Source organism: Alteromonas sp. ABV2_168 (genome assembly GCF_056161165.1).
Map to the genome: position 1 here is coordinate 145549 of NZ_JBSWYQ010000010.1, position 18670 is coordinate 164218.

At 48.4% G+C, this 18670-nt stretch carries 16 protein-coding genes and 2 tRNA genes; 11 read left to right on the plus strand and 7 right to left on the minus strand.

Annotation, left to right across the window (positions count from 1 at the left end; translation table 11 throughout):
- Positions 1-241: 241 nt before the first annotated feature.
- Positions 242-1915, plus strand: a complete 1674-nt coding sequence (gene asnB, locus ACXAH4_RS15470; RefSeq protein ID WP_119500748.1) for an asparagine synthase B — start codon at positions 242-244, stop codon at positions 1913-1915.
- A gap of 107 nt (positions 1916-2022) precedes the next feature.
- On the opposite strand, the gene ACXAH4_RS15475 is transcribed toward asnB, so the two are convergent.
- Both ACXAH4_RS15475 and queE read right to left on the minus strand, forming a co-directional pair.
- The gene (locus ACXAH4_RS15475) at positions 2023-2910 is read right to left on the minus strand and encodes a type 2 periplasmic-binding domain-containing protein (RefSeq protein WP_474851105.1); all 888 of its coding nucleotides are present in this window, start codon (positions 2908-2910) and stop codon (positions 2023-2025) included.
- A 42-nt stretch (positions 2911-2952) separates the two neighbouring features.
- Positions 2953-3603 carry a 7-carboxy-7-deazaguanine synthase QueE gene (queE, locus tag ACXAH4_RS15480; protein ID WP_474844850.1) on the minus strand — a complete coding sequence of 217 codons (651 nt, stop codon included), beginning with the start codon at positions 3601-3603 and terminating at the stop codon, positions 2953-2955.
- Positions 3604-3719: 116 nt separating this feature from the next.
- Between queE and queC the strand changes: the two genes are divergently transcribed.
- Entirely contained in the window at positions 3720-4376 is a 657-nt protein-coding gene (queC, locus tag ACXAH4_RS15485) for a 7-cyano-7-deazaguanine synthase QueC (RefSeq protein ID WP_474844750.1), read from the plus strand.
- 79 nt (positions 4377-4455) lie between these two features.
- Here the strand turns inward: queC and ACXAH4_RS15490 are convergent, their stop codons facing one another.
- The 3 genes from ACXAH4_RS15490 to ACXAH4_RS15500 form a co-directional block, all read right to left on the minus strand.
- Positions 4456-5382, minus strand: a complete 927-nt coding sequence (locus ACXAH4_RS15490) for a LysR family transcriptional regulator (RefSeq protein WP_474882551.1) — start codon at positions 5380-5382, stop codon at positions 4456-4458.
- A 174-nt stretch (positions 5383-5556) separates the two neighbouring features.
- Positions 5557-7572, minus strand: a complete 2016-nt coding sequence (gene uvrB, locus ACXAH4_RS15495) for an excinuclease ABC subunit UvrB (RefSeq protein ID WP_119500743.1) — start codon at positions 7570-7572, stop codon at positions 5557-5559.
- Entirely contained in the window at positions 7569-8951 is a 1383-nt protein-coding gene (locus ACXAH4_RS15500; RefSeq protein ID WP_474844747.1) for an MATE family efflux transporter, read from the minus strand. The genes uvrB and ACXAH4_RS15500 overlap by 4 nt, the downstream gene beginning before the upstream one ends.
- Before the next feature lie 1012 nt (positions 8952-9963).
- Between ACXAH4_RS15500 and ACXAH4_RS15505 the strand changes: the two genes are divergently transcribed.
- From ACXAH4_RS15505 to nth, 9 genes are all read left to right on the plus strand, one after another.
- Positions 9964-10040 (plus strand) — tRNA-Asn (locus ACXAH4_RS15505).
- 18 nt (positions 10041-10058) lie between these two features.
- A tRNA-Asn gene (locus ACXAH4_RS15510) sits at positions 10059-10135 on the plus strand.
- Positions 10136-10299: 164 nt separating this feature from the next.
- A complete protein-coding gene (gene rsxA, locus ACXAH4_RS15515; RefSeq protein WP_119500689.1) occupies positions 10300-10881 on the plus strand; it encodes an electron transport complex subunit RsxA in 582 nt (193 codons plus the stop codon).
- The gene (gene rsxB / locus ACXAH4_RS15520; RefSeq protein WP_119500688.1) at positions 10881-11450 is read left to right on the plus strand and encodes an electron transport complex subunit RsxB; all 570 of its coding nucleotides are present in this window, start codon (positions 10881-10883) and stop codon (positions 11448-11450) included. Before rsxA ends, rsxB begins: the two co-directional genes overlap by 1 nt.
- A gap of 5 nt (positions 11451-11455) precedes the next feature.
- On the plus strand, positions 11456-13711 hold the full coding sequence (rsxC, locus tag ACXAH4_RS15525) for an electron transport complex subunit RsxC (RefSeq protein ID WP_474882599.1): 2256 nt from the start codon (positions 11456-11458) through the stop codon (positions 13709-13711).
- The gene (gene rsxD, locus ACXAH4_RS15530) at positions 13712-14785 is read left to right on the plus strand and encodes an electron transport complex subunit RsxD (protein ID WP_474851103.1); all 1074 of its coding nucleotides are present in this window, start codon (positions 13712-13714) and stop codon (positions 14783-14785) included.
- Positions 14782-15432 (plus strand): electron transport complex subunit RsxG, encoded by a 651-nt coding sequence (gene rsxG, locus ACXAH4_RS15535; protein WP_474882553.1) that lies wholly within the window; start codon positions 14782-14784, stop codon positions 15430-15432. Before rsxD ends, rsxG begins: the two co-directional genes overlap by 4 nt.
- On the plus strand, positions 15429-16121 hold the full coding sequence (locus tag ACXAH4_RS15540; RefSeq protein WP_119500684.1) for an electron transport complex subunit E: 693 nt from the start codon (positions 15429-15431) through the stop codon (positions 16119-16121). Before rsxG ends, ACXAH4_RS15540 begins: the two co-directional genes overlap by 4 nt.
- 8 nt (positions 16122-16129) lie before the next feature.
- Positions 16130-16762: an endonuclease III gene (gene nth, locus ACXAH4_RS15545; RefSeq protein WP_474882554.1), complete on the plus strand. Its 633-nt coding sequence runs from the start codon at positions 16130-16132 to the stop codon at positions 16760-16762.
- A gap of 2 nt (positions 16763-16764) precedes the next feature.
- Here nth and ACXAH4_RS15550 read toward each other — a convergent pair whose 3' ends face one another.
- Complete coding sequence (locus ACXAH4_RS15550; RefSeq protein ID WP_474851101.1) at positions 16765-17568, minus strand: SDR family NAD(P)-dependent oxidoreductase; 804 nt, start codon at positions 17566-17568, stop codon at positions 16765-16767.
- Between the two features lie 11 nt (positions 17569-17579).
- On the minus strand, positions 17580-18566 hold the full coding sequence (locus ACXAH4_RS15555) for a zinc-dependent alcohol dehydrogenase family protein (RefSeq protein ID WP_474851100.1): 987 nt from the start codon (positions 18564-18566) through the stop codon (positions 17580-17582).
- Positions 18567-18670: the final 104 nt, after the last annotated feature.

An 18670-nucleotide genomic window follows, 5' to 3' on the forward strand; every position in this document is an offset into this window, starting at 1 on the left:
TCATCCGTTTTGCAACATCTCTTTCAATATTCCGCGAAAACCGCCACTACCCGCCCTGAATAACGGATAATTTGAGTTTCCGGCAAGTTATTCCTTGCTTTTTTCTCTCATACTGGCACATTCAACAGACGCGGAGTTTGCACCCTTCAAAAACAATAAAGTCTCACCCGCGGCCGCGTTAAGCGACCCGACAGAATAAACAATCCTTTTTTTCAACAAGTGACAAGAGAGAACCCGTTTTATGTGTGGTATTTTCGGTATCCTTGATATCAAAACCGATGTGTCTGAACTCAGAACCCAAGCGCTGGATTATACAAAGTTGCTGCGTCACCGCGGCCCTGACTGGTCGGGTATCTGGAATAATGACAATACCATCCTGTGCCATGAACGGTTGGCCATCGTCGATGTAGACACTGGTGCACAGCCGCTCATCAGCCAGGATAATAATAAGATCCTGGCCGTTAACGGTGAGATCTATAACCACAAGCAACTAGCCAAAGATCTGGCAACGCCTTATGATTTCAAAACCCGCTCGGACTGCGAAGTAATCCTTCCTTTGTACGAGCAGAAAGGCATTGAGTTTATCGATGAGCTTGAAGGCATGTTTGCTTTTATCCTGTACGACGAGTCTCAGGATGCGTATCTGATTGCCCGTGACCACATCGGCATTATCCCGCTGTATACCGGTTACGACGAACATGGCAACTTCTATGTTGCGTCAGAAATGAAAGCGCTGGCGCCTATCTGTAAAACCATCAGTGAATTCCCTCCGGGTCATTACTTGTGGAGCAAAACCGGCGAGCTGACTAAGTACTACAAGCGCGACTGGATGAGCTACGATGCAGTAAAAGATAACGAAACGAATCTGGACGACCTGAAAGTGGCTTTTGAAAAAGCCGTTAAGTCGCACATGATGTCTGACGTACCTTACGCAGTGCTGCTGTCCGGTGGTCTGGATTCATCGCTGGTTTCTGCCGTTGCAGCCCAGTATGTTGCCAAGCGTGTTGAAGACGAAGACAAGTCTGACGCCTGGTGGCCACGCCTGCACAGCTTCGCCGTTGGCCTTGAAGGTGCACCGGACTTAAAAGCAGCTAAACAGGTTGCTGATATGATTGGGACTGTTCACCACGAAATCCACTTCACGATTCAGGAAGGTCTGGATGCGATTCGTGACGTTATCTATCATCTTGAAACCTACGATACCACCACCATCCGTGCGGCAACGCCGATGTACCTGATGACCCGTAAGATCAAAGCCATGGGTATCAAAATGGTATTGTCCGGTGAAGGCTCTGACGAAATTTTCGGTGGTTACCTGTACTTCCATAAAGCGCCGAACGCAAAAGAACTGCACGAAGAAACGGTACGTAAACTGGATCGTCTGCACATGTTCGATTGTGCCCGCGCCAACAAAGCGACCAGCGCCTGGGGTGTTGAAGCCCGTGTACCGTTCCTCGACAAGAACTTCATGGACGTAGCAATGCGCCTGAACCCGCAGGACAAAATGTGTGTTGATGGCCGTATGGAGAAATGGATCCTGCGTAAAGCTTTCGACGACGGTAAAACACTGCCACCAGAAGTACTGTGGCGTCAGAAAGAACAGTTCGGTGACGGTGTAGGTTACTCCTGGATAGACTCTATCCGTGACTTCGTAGAAACAGAAGTGTCTGATCAGCAACTGGCGACAGCAGAATTTCGCTTCCCGGTGAACACACCTGATACCAAAGAAGGTTATTACTACCGCACTATCTTTGAAGGCTACTTCCCGCAGGAAAGCGCTGCACGCTGTGTTCCGGGTGGTAAGTCCATCGCCTGTAGTACCGTAGAGGCACTTGAGTGGGATGCAAGCTTCAAGAATAATGCTGACCCTTCAGGTCGTTCGATGAAAGACGTGCACTCAGGCAAAAGCCACTGATTCATGAGTTAAAAAGACAAAAGCCCGGTGAATCCGGGCTTTTTTGTATCAGCTTGATAACAGACTCTGTTTAAAGCCGGCGCGTTGACCGCCAGCTTCACCAGATTTCAGGGGTTCTCTTCCGTAGCATCGATGGTGGCGTCAATACTGGCGGGCTTATACCACAGGGCATCGTTTTGCACAGGTGTCAGAGGTGGTAAAAGCGGATTATCCAGCTCTATCGTGGTGCGCTTTTCGAGCTCCAGTGCGTTCAACGTATCTTCATAGGTAGACAAAAACAAAGCGTCGAAAGAACCATCTTCAATAGCCATCTGCAGACCCGTCTCGATAAGCCGTGCCAGTGTGGTATTGCCTTTATTCACGAAAAAATACAACGCCGTGGGATAGTAAATCGCCGTATTGTTTTCCAGTACGATGTCTGAAGACAAATTCCCCTTCTCAAGCTCATTCAGCGCTTCCATTACCGACCGGGGGAAGAAGTCAGCCTTGTTCGTTTCCAGTACTTCCGCTGCATCACCATATGCCGGCACAGTGAACACGTTAAACCCGTTCGCCTGCAAAATTTTGGTATCCGGCCACTCTTCACCGGAAATAGGCACCAGTTTCAGCAAGGCAGATTTGCTCAGCGCTTGTGGAAAGCGGCTGCGGTTCATTTCATTTATCAGAAATACGCGCCAGCCAATCAGCCCTTTCGCCAGCGGGATGCGCACTGGCAAAAGATCTTTTTCACGCTGGGCATCTGTCATACTCCAGACGACGTTCACTTCGCGGTTTTCCCGCAGCTGACGCAGTGCTTTCCCTTGCAACATGATCCGGTCTGACGGCAGTAAACTGTATTTTACGCCTGTCTTTTCCAGCGCCAGGGTAAGTAAAGCCAGCGGATATTCAGTGCGCAAATCGCGCTCATCTATAGGCCGCGGATAGGTTATCGACCATAGTGCAGCATGCACATTCGCACTTAAGAGCAGAAGAACCGGAAACAACCATTTTCCCATCGTTAAAATCCTTAGTGTCGTGCCTGAACAGACAGCATAAATCTATTCAATGCCGATATATTTATGTGTTTGTAACGATAAGCGCCAGTTTCGCGCAATACAGGTGGCGATAGCAAGATCCGTCGCACGTTGCTGCTGACTGATAGGTTGCAGACAAATATGCGCCGGTAATTTTCCGTCCAGCCGTGCCAGCAGACTATCCAGCTCATCAATATGCTTTTGCATAGCCACAGGATGCTTAATTTCATCCGCCCGCTCAAGCGCCTGAGTCAGCACCGGCATTCCGCCTTTCATGTCGACTTTAGGCGATACCGTAACCCAGGTATCTTCATGACACAGTACCTCAAAGGTACCACTGGTTTCTATTTGCGTGGTGTACCCCCGCGCATGCAGCAATGAGGTGAGCGGACGCAAATCATACATACACGGCTCACCGCCGGTGATCACGATGTGTTTGGCCTGATATCCGTTTTCTTTAAATAAGGTCAGTAACGCTTCATCTTCAATACTGAACCACGCTTCACTCTCCTGAGTTTTCGACAGGACTTCATCTGATGTTGTCAAAAACGCCTCGTCCAGCGTCCATGTATGTTTGGTATCACACCAGGGACAACCCACCGGACACCCTTGTAAACGCACAAACACTGACGGAACGCCGGTTTTTACGCCTTCGCCCTGAATCGTTTCGAACATTTCATTAATTTTAAGACGGGTGTGATGCAATGTGGTGTACCTGTTGTTGATTCGGCTTGGGATTTTACCAAGAATCACATAAAATTCTGGCATCTTTTCGCGAAAAAAACGAACTTATGTCTGAAAAAGTCATTGTTATCTATTCCGGCGGTATGGATTCTTTCACCGTACTGCATAAAGCCATTGCTGACGGGAAAAAACCTTATGCCCTGTCTTTTAACTACGGTCAGCGGCATAAAAAAGAACTCGATTACGCCGCAGCCGTGTGTAATGAGCTGAATGTGCCTCATAAAGTGGTGGATATTTCTGCCATCAATTCACTGGTCGGCGGCTCGGCACTGACTGACGACATTGATGTGCCGGAAGGACATTATGAAGAGCCGTCAATGAAAACCACCGTGGTGCCGAACAGAAATATGATCCTGTTGTCACTGGCAGTAGGTTATGCGGTCAGCGAGAATGCCACCAAAGTTTATTACGGTGCTCACTCCGGTGATCACGCTATTTATCCGGACTGCCGCCCTGAATTCGTTGAGAAAATGAATGACGTGTGTGCCATTGCGAATTATGAAGCGGTTGAAATTGTCACCCCTTATCTCAAAGTGAGCAAAACGGCCATACTCACCGATGGTCTTAAAATGGGACTGGATTACGGTAAAACGTGGACCTGCTACAACGGCAGAGAGCATGCCTGCGGTGGTTGCGGTGCTTGCCAGGAGCGTCTGGAAGCGTTTCGTGATAACGGTGCTGTCGACCCTCTCACCTACGAGTAATGTTGTCCTTAGAATGAAAGAAGAAGGCCCCGCAATATTGCGGGGCCTTTTCAATTCAATCTGACCGGCATGATGCCTGTTACTTCTGGCTCTCTGAAATAAAGTAAGTCAGTTCTTTGATACAGTGACGCAGTACCGGATTCAGGCGGGTATTTTTACCGTTCATCACAAACAGCTCGTGATCAAAGTTAAACAGACTGCCTTTGGCAATAGGCACCAGTCCTAAACTTGCGCCCTGCTCTTTAGCAATATAGTCAGGTAGCAGACCAATGTATTCACCGGTCATAATGGCAGAAAGCGCCGCCTCGAAGGAATCGGAGAACGTCTGAATAGCCAGACGCTGATCATCTTCAATATAATTGGCAGATGACAGACCGGAAATCCCGATAGCCGGATACTCACCAATTTTTACGTCTTCCGGCAGTGACACATCGCGGAATTTTGCCAGTGGATGCGTCGGTGAACAGTACAGGCGGCCTTTGCAGGAAATACCAATCGGATGGAACGTTACAGATTCGGGTTTCACCATGTCGTAAGTAGAAATCACCAGGTGACACTCACCGGATAACGCAACGTGCTCTACTTCGTTGTAAAGACGGGTCTGAATATTGACATGGATATCATCAAATTTCTTCATGGTGCTCTTAACAGCCTTACTGACTGCAAGATGCATGGAAAGCGGCAGGCCTGCCATCATTACCAGGGTAATGTGACCGGAGTAATCGTCGTGAAGCGATTTCAAGTTAAAAACAAAGTTATCGAATGCATTGAAGATTCGTTTGGTTTCCTGGAAAACCACTTCACCTTCTTTTGTCATTTGAAAACCGCCACGGCCCCGGTGACATAGCACCAGATCCAGACGTTCTTCTAACTTTTTAATCGCAGCACTGATATTCGGGCGTTGCATACGTAACACCGGCTCAGCGGCAGTAAATCCATTACAACTCGCAACCGCATAAAACACCCGTAACAGCTTAATATCTGATTCTTGTAAACGATTCAACATGGCGCAATCCGTGAAATTATAGGTATAGTTATAAATACTTTAGAATCATAATAGGTAACTGTTTGCCCGATTACAACGGCAAATTGTAAGTTTATTCACCGGAATTAACGATTTAATTAAACTGAAACAAAAAAAAGCGCCCCGAAGGACGCTTCTATATATCTGACAAACCCCTTAAGACACGGCGACGACCTGCTTTCGTAATGTTTCGATGTCATCACGCACTGACGCGGCTTTTTCAAATTCAAGCTCACGGGCGAACTCAAACATTTTCTTCTCAAGATCAGCAATTTGCGCCATAAGTTCCGTGGCACTGGCAGCCTGCATTTCTTTTTTCTTCTCGGCAACTTTACGCAGTTTCACTTTGCCGGAAGCAGGATGGGCACTGTCACCTAAGTCCATAATGTCCGTAATGGGTTTGTTTAACCGTTGAGGCACTACACCGTTGGCCTTATTGTGGGCTTCCTGTTTCTCCCTGCGCCGGTTAGTTTCATCAATGGCCTTTTTCATTGACTTGGTGATCACATCTGCGTACATGATGGCGCGGCCATTAACGTGACGGGCTGCACGGCCAATGGTCTGGATCAGTGAACGCTCAGCGCGGAGAAATCCCTCTTTATCCGCATCAAGAATCGCAACCAGCGACACTTCTGGCATATCCAGACCTTCCCTGAGCAGGTTAATGCCCACCAGCACATCGAACTTACCCAGACGAAGATCGCGGATAATTTCAATACGTTCAACGGTATCAATATCGGAATGCAAATAACGCACTTTCACGCCATGTTCATTCAGATATTCGCTTAAATCTTCGGCCATGCGCTTGGTCAGCGTAGTAATTAACACCCGCTCGTCTACCGCAACCCTTTTCTGAATTTCAGAGAGTACATCATCGACTTGCGTCGCCACCGGACGCACTTCAATTTCAGGGTCGAGCAAGCCGGTGGGACGTACCACCTGCTCCACAATTTCGCCGTCAGATTTTTTCAGCTCATATTCACCCGGCGTCGCGGAAACATAAATCGTCTGTGGAGAGATCTGCTCGAACTCCTCAAACTTCAGAGGCCTGTTATCCAGGGCAGATGGTAACCGGAAACCGTATTCCACCAGAGTTTCTTTCCGCGACCGGTCGCCTTTGTACATCGCCCCGATTTGCGACACAGTGACGTGGGATTCATCTATAAACATCAGGCCGTCAGCAGGAAAGTAATCCAGCAGTGTCGGGGGCGGCTCACCCGGCGCTCTGCCGGAGAGATAACGTGAGTAGTTCTCAATGCCCGAGCAATAGCCCAACTCCAGCATCATTTCGATATCAAACTGGGTGCGCTGGGAAATCCGTTGGTCTTCGAGTAGCTTGTTACTCTCCTGTAACTGCGCCTTGCGATCTTTCAGTTCAACTTTAATCTCTTCAATGGCAGCCAGAATTTTTTCTCTGGGTGTGACATAGTGAGTTTTAGGAAACACCGTGGCACGGATCACCGATTTATCCACCGCACCGGTCAACGGGTCAAACAGGCTGATTTTATCAATCTCACTGTCGAACAATTCTACCCGCACGGCCTGCTTCTCTGAATCCGCAGGGAAAATATCAATCACGTCTCCCCGTACACGGAATGTGCCCCGCTCGAAGGCCAGGTCATTACGCTTATATTGCAGTTCGGCAAGACGGCGCAGAATATCCCGCTGATCCATAGTATCGCCCTGGCGCAAATGCAACAGCATTTTCATGTAGGACTCAGGATCACCCAGACCATAGATGGCAGACACACTGGCCACGATAACAACATCGCGCCGCTCCATCAGTGCCTTTGTCGCTGACAACCGCATTTGTTCAATGTGGTCGTTGATTGACGCATCTTTCTCAATAAAAGTATCGGTACTGGGAACGTACGCTTCCGGCTGATAATAGTCGTAGTAGGAAACGAAATATTCCACCGCATTGTTCGGAAAGAACTCTTTCATTTCACCATAAAGCTGGGCCGCCAGAGTTTTATTGTGCGCCATGATCAGTGTCGGACGCTGCACCTGCTTAATAATGTTTGCCATGGTGAAGGTCTTACCGGAGCCGGTAACCCCCAGCAATGTCTGACTGGCAAGACCGCTTTCCAGCCCGTCAACCAAAGCTTCTATGGCTTTTGGCTGATCCCCTGCCGGTTGATATTTGGATTCCAGTTCGAAGCCTTTACTCATTGTGCTACTTCTTCTCCCGGTTGCCGGCGATGCTCAGACAGCGCCCGATTAAAATAAACATAAGAGATGGTCGCCATACACAAATTGGCAATGACGACGCCCCAGAACAAGCCTTTCAAACCAAAGAACAAACTTGCCACATAGGATACAGGTACGTAAAAAACGAACAGCCGGATGACACTCAGGATCAACGCTGCCATTGGCTTGTGCATGGCATTCAATGACGAATTCGTTAAAATCACAATACCCTGCATCCCGTAGCCCAGCGGGACTATCATCAGGAACAGATGAATGAGCCAGGCCACTTCAGCTTCCTCAGCAAACATTTGGGCTATCCAGCCGGAAAGCAACCACATGAGAGCGAACACGACAAGTTGCCAGCCAATCACAAATTTCACAGTTAACCGGTAAGCTTCTTCAACCCGTTGATACAAACCGGCCCCCACATTTTGCGAAATGATGGGTGGCAGGGTCATGGACAATGCCAGAATAACGATAGACGCAATGGACTCAAGCCGGTTCCCTACTCCCCATGCAGCAACGGCCTCTGCACCATAATTTGCCACTACTGCGGTCATCACACCACCGGCAACAGGTGTGAGCATATTCGCCCCTGCAGCCGGCAGACCGATTTTCAGGATGGGCGCACAGCTTCTGCGCAATTCCGCAATGGTCAATAAACGGGGGACCATCAGGTTTCGTTTCACTGCCAGCAACCAGATGATATAACTGGCTCCCGCCACCCAGGCGAGGAACGTCGCCAGTGCCGCTCCCTGAATCCCCATCGCCGGTACCGGTCCCCAGCCAAAAATAAAAATAGGATCAAGGGCTGCATTCAATGCGCCGCCAACCGCCATAATAATACTGGGAGTGCGGGTATCACCGCATGCCCGCAGCACACTGTTCCCCACCATGGGAAGCGCCAGAAACACACTTGATAAATACCACAACGTCATATAGTCATGAATGTAGGGCATCAAGGTTTCACTGGCGTTCAGTGCTTTGAATATCGGGTCAATCAAAAAATAACCTGCAACGGCAAGCAAACCCACCATCACGAAAGACAAAGTTATCGAGCTGGTTGCATACTCCCGGGACTCAGAATAACTCCCGCTACCCTGCAACTTACCGATAATGGCTGACGTACCAATCCCGAGGCCGATATTTAAACTGATAACCGTAAAGGTAACCGGAAACGTAAAACTGATAGCTGCCAGAGGTTCAGTGCCCAGTAAACTGACGAAGAACGTATCAACAAGGCCAAAGCTCATCATCATAACCATACCCATGATCATCGGTACGGTCATTCGCTTTAATATAGTAGCTACATTACCTTGCGTTAAACTGGAAGCGCGCGTGTTATTTTTTGATTCGGTCACGTCGGTCTCTTAACTGATTCGCCATGAAGTGACGATGGGAAATAAAACAGGCTTAGTCTACTTGAGTGACTGCCCGGTTGCACGACTATCCGCCACGGCTAACCCCCGTATTATCCTTTATTCTTTTTTAAGAAATATTTTTATTTTTTTATTTGACAGATTTTGGTTTATCGCCTTGTCAGTCACTAAGCCGTCAAAAGTTTGTCTTTTATAAATGAAAAACACCCATGATTTTCCACAATTTTAAATGACAGTGGGATGACAGCTATTTGACAGCTTGTGTCATATAACCGGCGTGGGAAAACCCTTTTAATCCCTGTGCGGATCCGGCGAACTATGTTAATTATCCGTTAACACTAAAAAAGATCGTCAAAATCCTGTTGTCTTATTAACCGCTGTTAGCGAATTAACACACAAGTGTGTTAATGTGTGACCAATGCAGATCATATTATCCACTGGGCACGATCAAACAATATAAACAGTTGAATTTAATAAACAAACCAAACAAACTCACTCCGTCACATCAACGAATCAAACTGATTTATTGCTGCAAATTCCAACGATCCCCCCACCTATCAACATAGTTATCCACAGATTTAGTGGATAAGTGCGTAAAGGCCAGTATTCACGTGTATTTTCCAGGATCCCGTCGATTTTTTTGTAAGTGAAGACTAACCTTATGATTGGCTGATGCACGTTACCGTTACATTAATAACTGTACTTTAATACAGTAGTCAAAGCCTTTTTAATACCCTTTAAGTTACTCTTCTAACTTTTTAGTTATAAGCTTTGTTTGTGTTTATTCGATTTCAGGCATAGTCAAAAATCTGACTTATTTTTCAACAACCTGTCTGTACCTGGTGTAAACAAGTGTATTTTTTAAGCGCTTTGAGCAATTTTTGTCTCGGAAATCAGAAAAAAGCTATTTTTTGAGCGAACGGAATAAAAACCTTAAAACGTTTGTTGACAGTGACAACATACGTCATTAATATTCGCCTCCGTTGAAAGCCGGTCCCCCTTAGCTCAGTTGGTTAGAGCGACGGACTGTTAATCCGCAGGTCCCCCGTTCGAGTCGGGGAGGGGGAGCCAACTTTCGACAAATCCGGTTCCCCCTTAGCTCAGTTGGTTAGAGCGACGGACTGTTAATCCGCAGGTCCCCCGTTCGAGTCGGGGAGGGGGAGCCACTCTTATTTCCCCTCTTTGTTTCATCGCAGAAATTCATTTCTTTAAATTATTCTCATTTGTATTAAGTTGTTAATCGCGCGACAAAAAGCGATAATACGCAACGTGACAGACACTGCTGTTTTTTTAAATTTTTAATGTCCAATATGCGTTCACTGCTTTTACTATGACAGATTTTTTGTTACTCCTTGTGGGTACAGTACTCGTTAACAATTTCGTGCTGGTTAAGTTTCTGGGTTTATGCCCCTTTATGGGCGTGTCCGGCAAACTTGAAACGGCCATTGGCATGGCCATGGCGACATCCTTTGTTTTAACACTGGCATCTGTCACCAGTTATCTGGTCGAAACCTGGCTGCTTGTGCCCCTGGGCATCGGTTATCTGCGAACACTGGCATTCATCCTGGTTATTGCCGTCGTGGTTCAGTTCACTGAAATGGTCGTGCACAAGACCAGCCCGACCTTATACCGGCTACTCGGAATATTTCTGCCTCTTATCACTACCAACTGCGCGGTATTGGGTGTTGCCCTGCTAAACCTGACAGAGCAACATAATCTCATTGAGAGCCTGATTTACGGCTTCGGTGCTTCTGTTGGTTTTTCTCTTGTGCTTATTTTATTCGCTGCAATGCGTGAACGTCTGGCCGCGGCAGATGTTCCGGTGGCTTTTAAAGGCGCTTCTATTGCCATGGTTACCGCCGGCCTTATGTCGCTGGCATTTATGGGTTTCAGCGGTCTGGTGAAATTATAATGACGATATCAGTAGCACTTATCGCCATCGGCGTGCTTGCGGTCGCATTCGGCCTGCTTTTAGGCTATGCCAGCATCCGCTTTAAAGTTGAAGCCGATCCACTGGTTGAGCAAATCGATGAAATCTTACCGCAAACACAATGTGGTCAGTGTGGCTATCCGGGTTGCCGCCCCTATGCAGAAGCGATTGCAAACGGTGATGACATTAATAAATGTCCGCCGGGCGGCGAGTCCACGATTAAAAAACTTGCCGACCTGACCGGCAAAGAAGCCAAACCCCTCGATTCAGCCCACGGTGAAGAGGATGTGAAAAAAGTCGCCTTCATCCGCGAAGATGAATGTATCGGCTGTACCAAATGTATTCAGGCATGTCCGGTAGATGCCATTCTGGGCGCTGCAAAACATATGCATACGGTGCTGACTCAGGAATGTACGGGCTGTGATCTCTGCGTGGACCCCTGCCCTGTTGACTGTATCGACATGGTGCCCGTTGAAACCACAACGGCGTCATGGAAATGGGATTTTGATAAAACGCCCAAAGGCGATATTCCAATTAAGATGGTGTCGTAATCGTGATGTTTCCTGTTTATGAAGACGTTCTGGCCCGGCTGGATAAGGGTCAGCTCAGCAGCTTTCCCGGCGGCGTACATCCTGAAGGTCATAAAGGGCTTTCGAACCAGACACAAATAGTGGATCTGCCGCTGGCAAAGGAATACGTTGTGCCGGTACGGCAGCATATTGGTACAGAAGGCACCTTACTGGTGCGCCCGGGCGATAAGGTTCTCAAAGGTCAGCCACTGACCCAGTCCACCCAGCCTTTTTCTGTGCCTGTCCATGCGCCAACTTCCGGTACCATAGCCGGCATCGCGCAGCATGTTACCGCTCATCCCAGTGGTCTGGATGAACTTTGCGTTACGCTGAAAGCCGATGGCCATGATACCTGGTATCCTCTTTCTCCCTGCCCCGACTATGCAAAAGAAGAAAAGGTATCACTGACTGAAAAGTTATGTGATGCAGGAATTTCAGGTATGGGGGGCGCCGGCTTTCCCAGCCACATTAAGGTGAATACCAACAAGCCTGTTGAGTTTCTGATCATCAACGGCGTGGAATGCGAGCCTTACATCACGTCTGACGACAGGCTGATGCGTGAGCACGCTGACGGCATCATGGCCGGTATTGAAATTCTTGTACACCTGCTGTCACCCAAATGCGTGGTGATCGCCATTGAAGACAACAAACCAGAAGCCATCAGGGTTTTATCAAAACAGATTGAAACCCTGCCCCACATCCGTGTGGCAACAGTAGAGACAAAGTATCCTGCTGGCGGTGAAAAACAACTTATTCAGGTCGTAACCGGCCGTGAAGTGCCCCGCAAAGGATTACCTCTTGATGTGGGTGTGACCATGTTCAATGTGGGTACCTGCTTTGCAGTTGCACAAGCCATTATTGAAGGTAAACCCCTGATCGAAAGGATCGTCACTGTCACAGGTCAGGCAGTTAAACGCCCCGGAAACTATCGTGTTCGCCTTGGGACACCAGTGAATCACGTGTTGTCTCAGGCGGGTTACCTCGGTGAAAAACAGACAACGCCACAGGTCATAATGGGCGGCCCGATGATGGGCTTTACCTTAAATGACGCCGCGGTACCGGTGGTAAAAACCACCAACTGTCTGTTGGTACCGGCTACAGGTGAACTCACCAACGGTGACGACGAACGCGCCTGTATCCGTTGCAGTGCCTGTGCTGATGCCTGTCCGGCAACATTGCTTCCGCAGCAGTTGTACTGGCACAGTAAAGCGAAAGAATACGATAAGGCACAGGAATATAATCTGTTTGATTGTATCGAATGCGGTGCCTGCGCTTATGTATGCCCCAGTGAAATACCGCTGGTTCATTATTACCGTAAAGCCAAAGCTGACATTCGCCTGGAGCTTGACGAAAAAGCTAAAGCAGACAAAGCCAAAGAACGTTTCGAAGCCCGCAAAGCCCGCCTTGAACGGGAAAAAGAAGAGCGGGAAGCGAAGCATCGTAAAGCCAAAGAAGCAAGGCTGGCAGCTGCCGCACAACCGGCAACTGACGCTCCGGCCTCTCAAAGCAGCGATGCAGCCACCAAAGATAAAGTAGCGGCCGCTCTGGCACGTGCCAAAGCCCGCAAAGCGGCAGCACAAAAAGCAGAAACACAACCGGAAACGGCGCCGGCTTCACAGGAAGAAGCTCCTGCTGCAAATGATAAAAAGGCTGCAGTGGCAGCAGCCATCGCCCGGGCGAAAGCTAAGAAAGCAGCTCAAAATGCAACGCCTCCTGCTGATTCCGCTGACGCCGCTCCTGCACCGGAAGGCGAAACTGACAATAAGAAAGCCGCAGTGGCAGCAGCCATAGCCAGAGCGAAAGCCAAAAAGGCGGCCAGAGAAGCGCAACAGTCTGCAGACGACAACAGCGAAAAACCGCCGGTACAAACAGAACCGGCTCAGCCAGAACCGGCTCAGCCAGAACCGGCACAAAAAGAACCTGAAGCAACCCAATCCTCCCCGGCAGCACCGTCTGCTGAAGAAGCCAGAAAAGCGCGTATTGCAGCCGCTGTTGCCAAAGCAAAAGCAAAAAAGGCGGCAAAAGACAATGATGGCGCACCGGAACAGGATGCAAAAACCGGAACAGGGGCTCAGGAAACGACTGATAAACCCGACGCTGGCAAGCAAACAGATGCACAGGCTGATTCAGACACAACACAAAAAAAAGCAGACCCCGCGGATGAAAAGAAAGCCCGTATTGCTGCTGCGGTTGCAAAAGCAAAAGCGAAAAAAGCCGCCAGAGACAACGGGAATAATGACTAAATGAAACTAAATCTTGCCAGTTCCCCTCACTTACGCACAAAGCGTGATACCAGTCAGGTAATGCGCCTGGTGCTATACGCCATGTTGCCGGGCATTGCTTGTCAGGTTGTATTCTTTGGCTGGGGCGTCGTCATTCAGGCGTTCCTTGCTGTTGCGACAGCACTGGCAACGGAAGCCGCGATTTTGTCTCTGCGCAATAAACAGGTTAAGCGCAATCTGTCTGATTACAGTGCGGTACTCACAGCCTGCCTGCTGGCAGTCAGTATCCCCCCTACTCTGCCCTGGTGGATGACCGTCACCGGCACTTTTTTCGCCATAGCAATCGTGAAACAGCTTTACGGCGGTTTGGGCTACAACCTGTTTAATCCGGCGATGGTGGCTTATGTCGTGCTGCTGGTGTCTTTCCCTGCGGCAATGACTCAGTGGCTGCCACCGGAAGGCGTAAGAGCGGCAGCATTATCCTTTACAGATACATTGAGCCTGATTTTTACCAGTTATACGCAAACCGGACTGGATGTCACTCAAATCAGGGATGTGGCTGACGGCATGACATCCGCGACGCCATTGGATCAGGTGAAAACTGGCCTGACCCGTTCTTCAACCTATTCTGAGTTACTGGCATCGCCAATTTACAATGGCGGCCTTTTTGCCAGCGGTGCCGCTGGCTGGTCATGGGTAAGCACAGCCTGGGCCCTTGGCGGGCTGGCGTTGTGGCGTCTGAAGGTTATCAGCTGGCACATTCCGGGCAGCATGATCGCCAGCGTCGCCCTGTGCGCCTTATTTCTTCATCTGCTCAATCAGGATATCTACGCGTCACCGGTCTTTCACCTTATCAACGGCAGCGTGTTATTCGGTGCGTTTTTCATTGCCACTGATCCTGTTTCTGCCTCCACCACAGCACGAGGACGGATAGTATTTGGCGCGCTCATCGGATTCTGGATTGTGATTATCCGTACGTTTGGCGGGTATCCTGATGCGGTCGCCTTTGCGGTCATTATTATGAACATGGCTGTGCCGCTAATCGATTATTACACCCGTCCGCGCACCTACGGCCATCCGCGGGGTAAAGCATGATGAACAGTATTGTGAAAAATGGCGTCATGCTGGGCGCTTTTGCCATTGTGACCACTGGTTTAATTGCCACTACCTTTTTCGGCACTGAGTCACGCATTGCAGAGCAGGAACAGCAAAAATTGATGTCTTTGCTGAACGAAGTGGTACCCCAATCGCTTTATGATAATGAACTGTATGCAGATTGCACCGCCGTCTCTGATCCGCTGCTTGGTAAGCCGGGCACTTTACGCCACGTTTACCGTGCACGGTTAAACGGAGAGTCCGCCGCCCTTGCTATTGAAGCTGTGGCACCGGACGGTTACAGTGGGGATATTGCCATTGTTATCGGTGTCACTAACGACATGACGGTAACCGGCGTGCGGACTGTGAGACACCAGGAAACTCCCGGACTGGGTGACAAAATCGAATTGTCAGTCAGTGACTGGATAACGTCTTTCAGCGGTGAGTCCTTTGATAATTCGGCGCTGAACAAATGGCAGGTAAAAAAAGACGGTGGCAAATTTGACCAGTTTACCGGCGCAACGATTACTCCCCGTGCCGTTACAGGTGCAGTAAAACGGGCCCTGTTGTATGTGGAAGCAAACCGTGAGTCTTTATTTGCCCTGCCAGTTAATTGCATGGCTAAGCAACCCGGAGGTTCAGAATGAGTGAGTGGAAAAATCTGACCATCGAAGGTTTATGGAAAAATAATCCTGCACTGGTTCAGCTTCTGGGTTTGTGCCCCCTTCTTGCGGTCACCGCAACAGTTATTAACGGGCTTGGCCTGGGGCTGGCAACCACACTGGTGCTGGTTGGTTCAAATATTACCGTGAGTCTGGTACGTAATATTGTCAGGAACGAAATCCGGATCCCGGTGTTCGTGATGGTGATTGCAGGTTTTGTAACCGTTGTTCAGCTACTGATGAACGCCTTTACTTACGAACTCTATTTAACACTGGGCATTTTTATTCCGTTAATTGTGACAAATTGCGCCATCATTGGCCGGGCTGAAGCCTTTGCCTCGAAGAATCCGGTCCTGCCGGCAGCCCTTGACGGCCTGATGATGGGTGCAGGGTTTACTGCTGTGCTGATGTTACTAGGCGCCATGCGCGAAGCCTTAGGTTCCGGTACCCTGCTAAGCGGAGCTGATCGTCTTTTTGGCAGCATAGCGACCAACTGGACCATTACTTTATTTGATACAGACCAGCCTTTCCTGCTCGCTATTTTGCCGCCGGGCGCGTTCATTGGCATGGGTCTGCTCATTGCTCTTAAAAATGTTATCGACGCGCGGATGGCTGCCAAAAAGGTTCCGGAAGCCAAAACCGTCACCCGAATCAGGGTAACTGCTGAAAGTTAAGTGTTGCTATGAATAATACGAAAAGAAAGGAAATTCTGACCCGGCTGAGAGATGCTAATCCTCATCCCACTACTGAATTGAACTTCACTACACCCTTTGAATTGCTGGTCGCAGTGACCTTATCAGCACAGGCCACCGATGTGGGTGTGAATAAGGCGACGGCCAAACTGTTTCCCGTGGCCAATACGCCGCAGGCTATCGCAGATTTGGGCGTAGATGGCTTAAAGGAATACATCAAGACTATTGGTCTTTACAATGCCAAAGCCGAAAACGTGCACAAACTCAGTAAGATCATTGTTGAAAAGCACAATGGCGAGGTACCGGAAAGCCGGGAGGCGCTGGAAGCTTTGCCGGGCGTTGGCCGTAAAACGGCGAATGTAGTACTGAATACAGCATTCGGCTGGCCCACGATTGCGGTAGACACTCACATATTTCGGGTATCAAACCGCACTAAGTTTGCCATGGGCAAGAACGTGGACAGAGTGGAAGAAAAGCTGTTAAAAGTCGTGCCTGCTGAATTTAAGGTCGACGTTCACCACTGGCTGATCCTGCACGGCCGTTATACCTGTATCGCCCGCAACCCCCGCTGCGGTTCCTGTATTATTGAAGACTTGTGTGAGTTTAAGGATAAGACCGGGTAGTTTTATCCAAATTGGGTGTAGAAGCTTTCCAAAATTGTCATTAACGCTTTATTCTTCTCTGAATTTGCAGCATCAACGTGAGGCACCGAAAACGTTTTAGAATCGTTATCGAAATACCGGCCGGAGCTTTCTGCAAACTTATCAGAGAGCGATGCTTTAACTAATATTTCAGCACCGATCCCGATATCGTTTCCTGCCAAACCAAAACCTTCTTTAACCATTTTACTAGCCAATAATGAACCGGGGTTAACCGCTAATACAACCTGGTCTGTCTTTAGTTCCCGGGCTAACTCTTGTGACCATATAGTAATGGCCAATTTACTTTGAGCATAAGCCTGAAAGTCGTCTGCAATCGTCAAACTCCCGCGCATAGCTTCGAGGTTGACCGGCGCTTGTGCAGCAGATGACAAATTAATAATCCTCCCATTATCTTTTAGCACTGACAGTAACCCTTTGGTGATGATGAAAGGGCTAATCGTATTAACGACAAACCTTACATCCACCCCGACACCGCTAACAGGCTTATCCGTCTTGAATACGCCTGCATTGTTGATAATAATATCTAGCGATTGATGACATTTTTTTATATTGTCCACTAACTGCCCCACTTGATAAAGGTCCGAGAGGTCAGCCTTATAAGTATCTATTTCAATATTTGGAGCAATCTCTAACAGCAATTTGTGAGTCTTTTTCAGCTTGTCTGCATTTCGTCCGTGAATAACCAGGTTGTGTCCTAAACCAGCCAATATCTGCGCGGTTTCTAAACCAATGCCATCAGTCGCACCTGTGATTAATATGGTTTTCATTTCATCCCTCTTCACACGCTTATCACAACTTTGCCAATGGCTTTTCCACTAGATAATCGTTCATGTGCTTTTCCCGCTTCATTTAGTGAAAATGATTGACTGTCCAGAACAACTTCAAGCTCTCCCGCTTCAACAATTTGGGCTAGCTCCGTAAGTATGTCAGAGTGATCTTCCCGATTTACATTGTGGAGCATGGGTATCAGCATAAATACCACATGCAAAGACAAACCTTTGAAATGAGCTAACGATAAATCTAAGTCAAGCATTGCAACAGTTGTGGCAACGTGTCCGTTTAAAGCAGTCGCCTCAAACGAGTTCAGCATGTTTTCACCACCAACCGAGTCAAATACAACATCAAAGCCAATTCCTTTAGTATATTTTTCTACATATTCGGCCACGTCTTCTGTTTTGTAATTTATAGCAGTGGCACCTAACTTACTGATAAGAGCTAGCTGCGCATCTCCCCCTCCTGTTGAATAAACCTCAGCGCCAAAATATTTTGCAAGTTGAAGCGCTACGTGACCAACACCTCCTGAGCCACCATGCACCAGCACTTTTTGGCCTTGTTTAACACCCGCACGGGTTAGCCCTTCATAAGCAGTAATACCCACTAATGGCAGTGCGGCAGCTTGTTCCATGGATAAATTCCCTGGCTTCTTAGCTATAAGTCGAAAATCCGCAGCGATATATTCTGCTAATGTCCCGGGCAGATCAGCAAGCCCACCAGCACACCCATACACTTCATCTCCTATTTTGAAATCTGTCACGCCATCGCCCACTTCTTCTACTATTCCGGCGAAATCCATTCCCAAAATAGCAGGCGCTGAAGGGGACAAAGGTAACTCGCTGCCCATTTGACGGATCATTGTGTCCACGGTATTCACACTTGTGGCTTTTATATTCACCAAAACATGCATCGGTTTCACTTCTGGTTTGCCGACATGTTTAAGTTCAAATACCTCTGGTCCACCAAATTTGTTAACTACCATTGCTCTCATTTTGACTCTCCGGTTACGCTCAGTTCATGTTTAAGCTAAAACGAGTATAATCTTCAAAGGAGATATTGATAATTACCCAAAATAAATAATCACTTTCAACAAAA

What these genes read in the sequence shown, in the direction of transcription:
- asnB (WP_119500748.1), top strand. Translation starts at nt 242, where the DNA reads ATGTGTGGTATTTTCGGTATCCTTGATATCAAAACCGATGTGTCTGAA.
- ACXAH4_RS15475 (WP_474851105.1), bottom strand. Translation starts at nt 2,910, where the DNA reads ATGGGAAAATGGTTGTTTCCGGTTCTTCTGCTCTTAAGTGCGAATGTG.
- queE (WP_474844850.1), bottom strand. Translation starts at nt 3,603, where the DNA reads ATGTTCGAAACGATTCAGGGCGAAGGCGTAAAAACCGGCGTTCCGTCA.
- queC (WP_474844750.1), top strand. Translation starts at nt 3,720, where the DNA reads ATGTCTGAAAAAGTCATTGTTATCTATTCCGGCGGTATGGATTCTTTC.
- ACXAH4_RS15490 (WP_474882551.1), bottom strand. Translation starts at nt 5,382, where the DNA reads ATGTTGAATCGTTTACAAGAATCAGATATTAAGCTGTTACGGGTGTTT.
- uvrB (WP_119500743.1), bottom strand. Translation starts at nt 7,572, where the DNA reads ATGAGTAAAGGCTTCGAACTGGAATCCAAATATCAACCGGCAGGGGAT.
- rsxA (WP_119500689.1), top strand. Translation starts at nt 10,300, where the DNA reads ATGACAGATTTTTTGTTACTCCTTGTGGGTACAGTACTCGTTAACAAT.
- rsxB (WP_119500688.1), top strand. Translation starts at nt 10,881, where the DNA reads ATGACGATATCAGTAGCACTTATCGCCATCGGCGTGCTTGCGGTCGCA.
- rsxC (WP_474882599.1), top strand. Translation starts at nt 11,456, where the DNA reads ATGTTTCCTGTTTATGAAGACGTTCTGGCCCGGCTGGATAAGGGTCAG.
- rsxD (WP_474851103.1), top strand. Translation starts at nt 13,712, where the DNA reads ATGAAACTAAATCTTGCCAGTTCCCCTCACTTACGCACAAAGCGTGAT.
- rsxG (WP_474882553.1), top strand. Translation starts at nt 14,782, where the DNA reads ATGATGAACAGTATTGTGAAAAATGGCGTCATGCTGGGCGCTTTTGCC.
- ACXAH4_RS15540 (WP_119500684.1), top strand. Translation starts at nt 15,429, where the DNA reads ATGAGTGAGTGGAAAAATCTGACCATCGAAGGTTTATGGAAAAATAAT.
- nth (WP_474882554.1), top strand. Translation starts at nt 16,130, where the DNA reads ATGAATAATACGAAAAGAAAGGAAATTCTGACCCGGCTGAGAGATGCT.
- ACXAH4_RS15550 (WP_474851101.1), bottom strand. Translation starts at nt 17,568, where the DNA reads ATGAAAACCATATTAATCACAGGTGCGACTGATGGCATTGGTTTAGAA.
- ACXAH4_RS15555 (WP_474851100.1), bottom strand. Translation starts at nt 18,566, where the DNA reads ATGAGAGCAATGGTAGTTAACAAATTTGGTGGACCAGAGGTATTTGAA.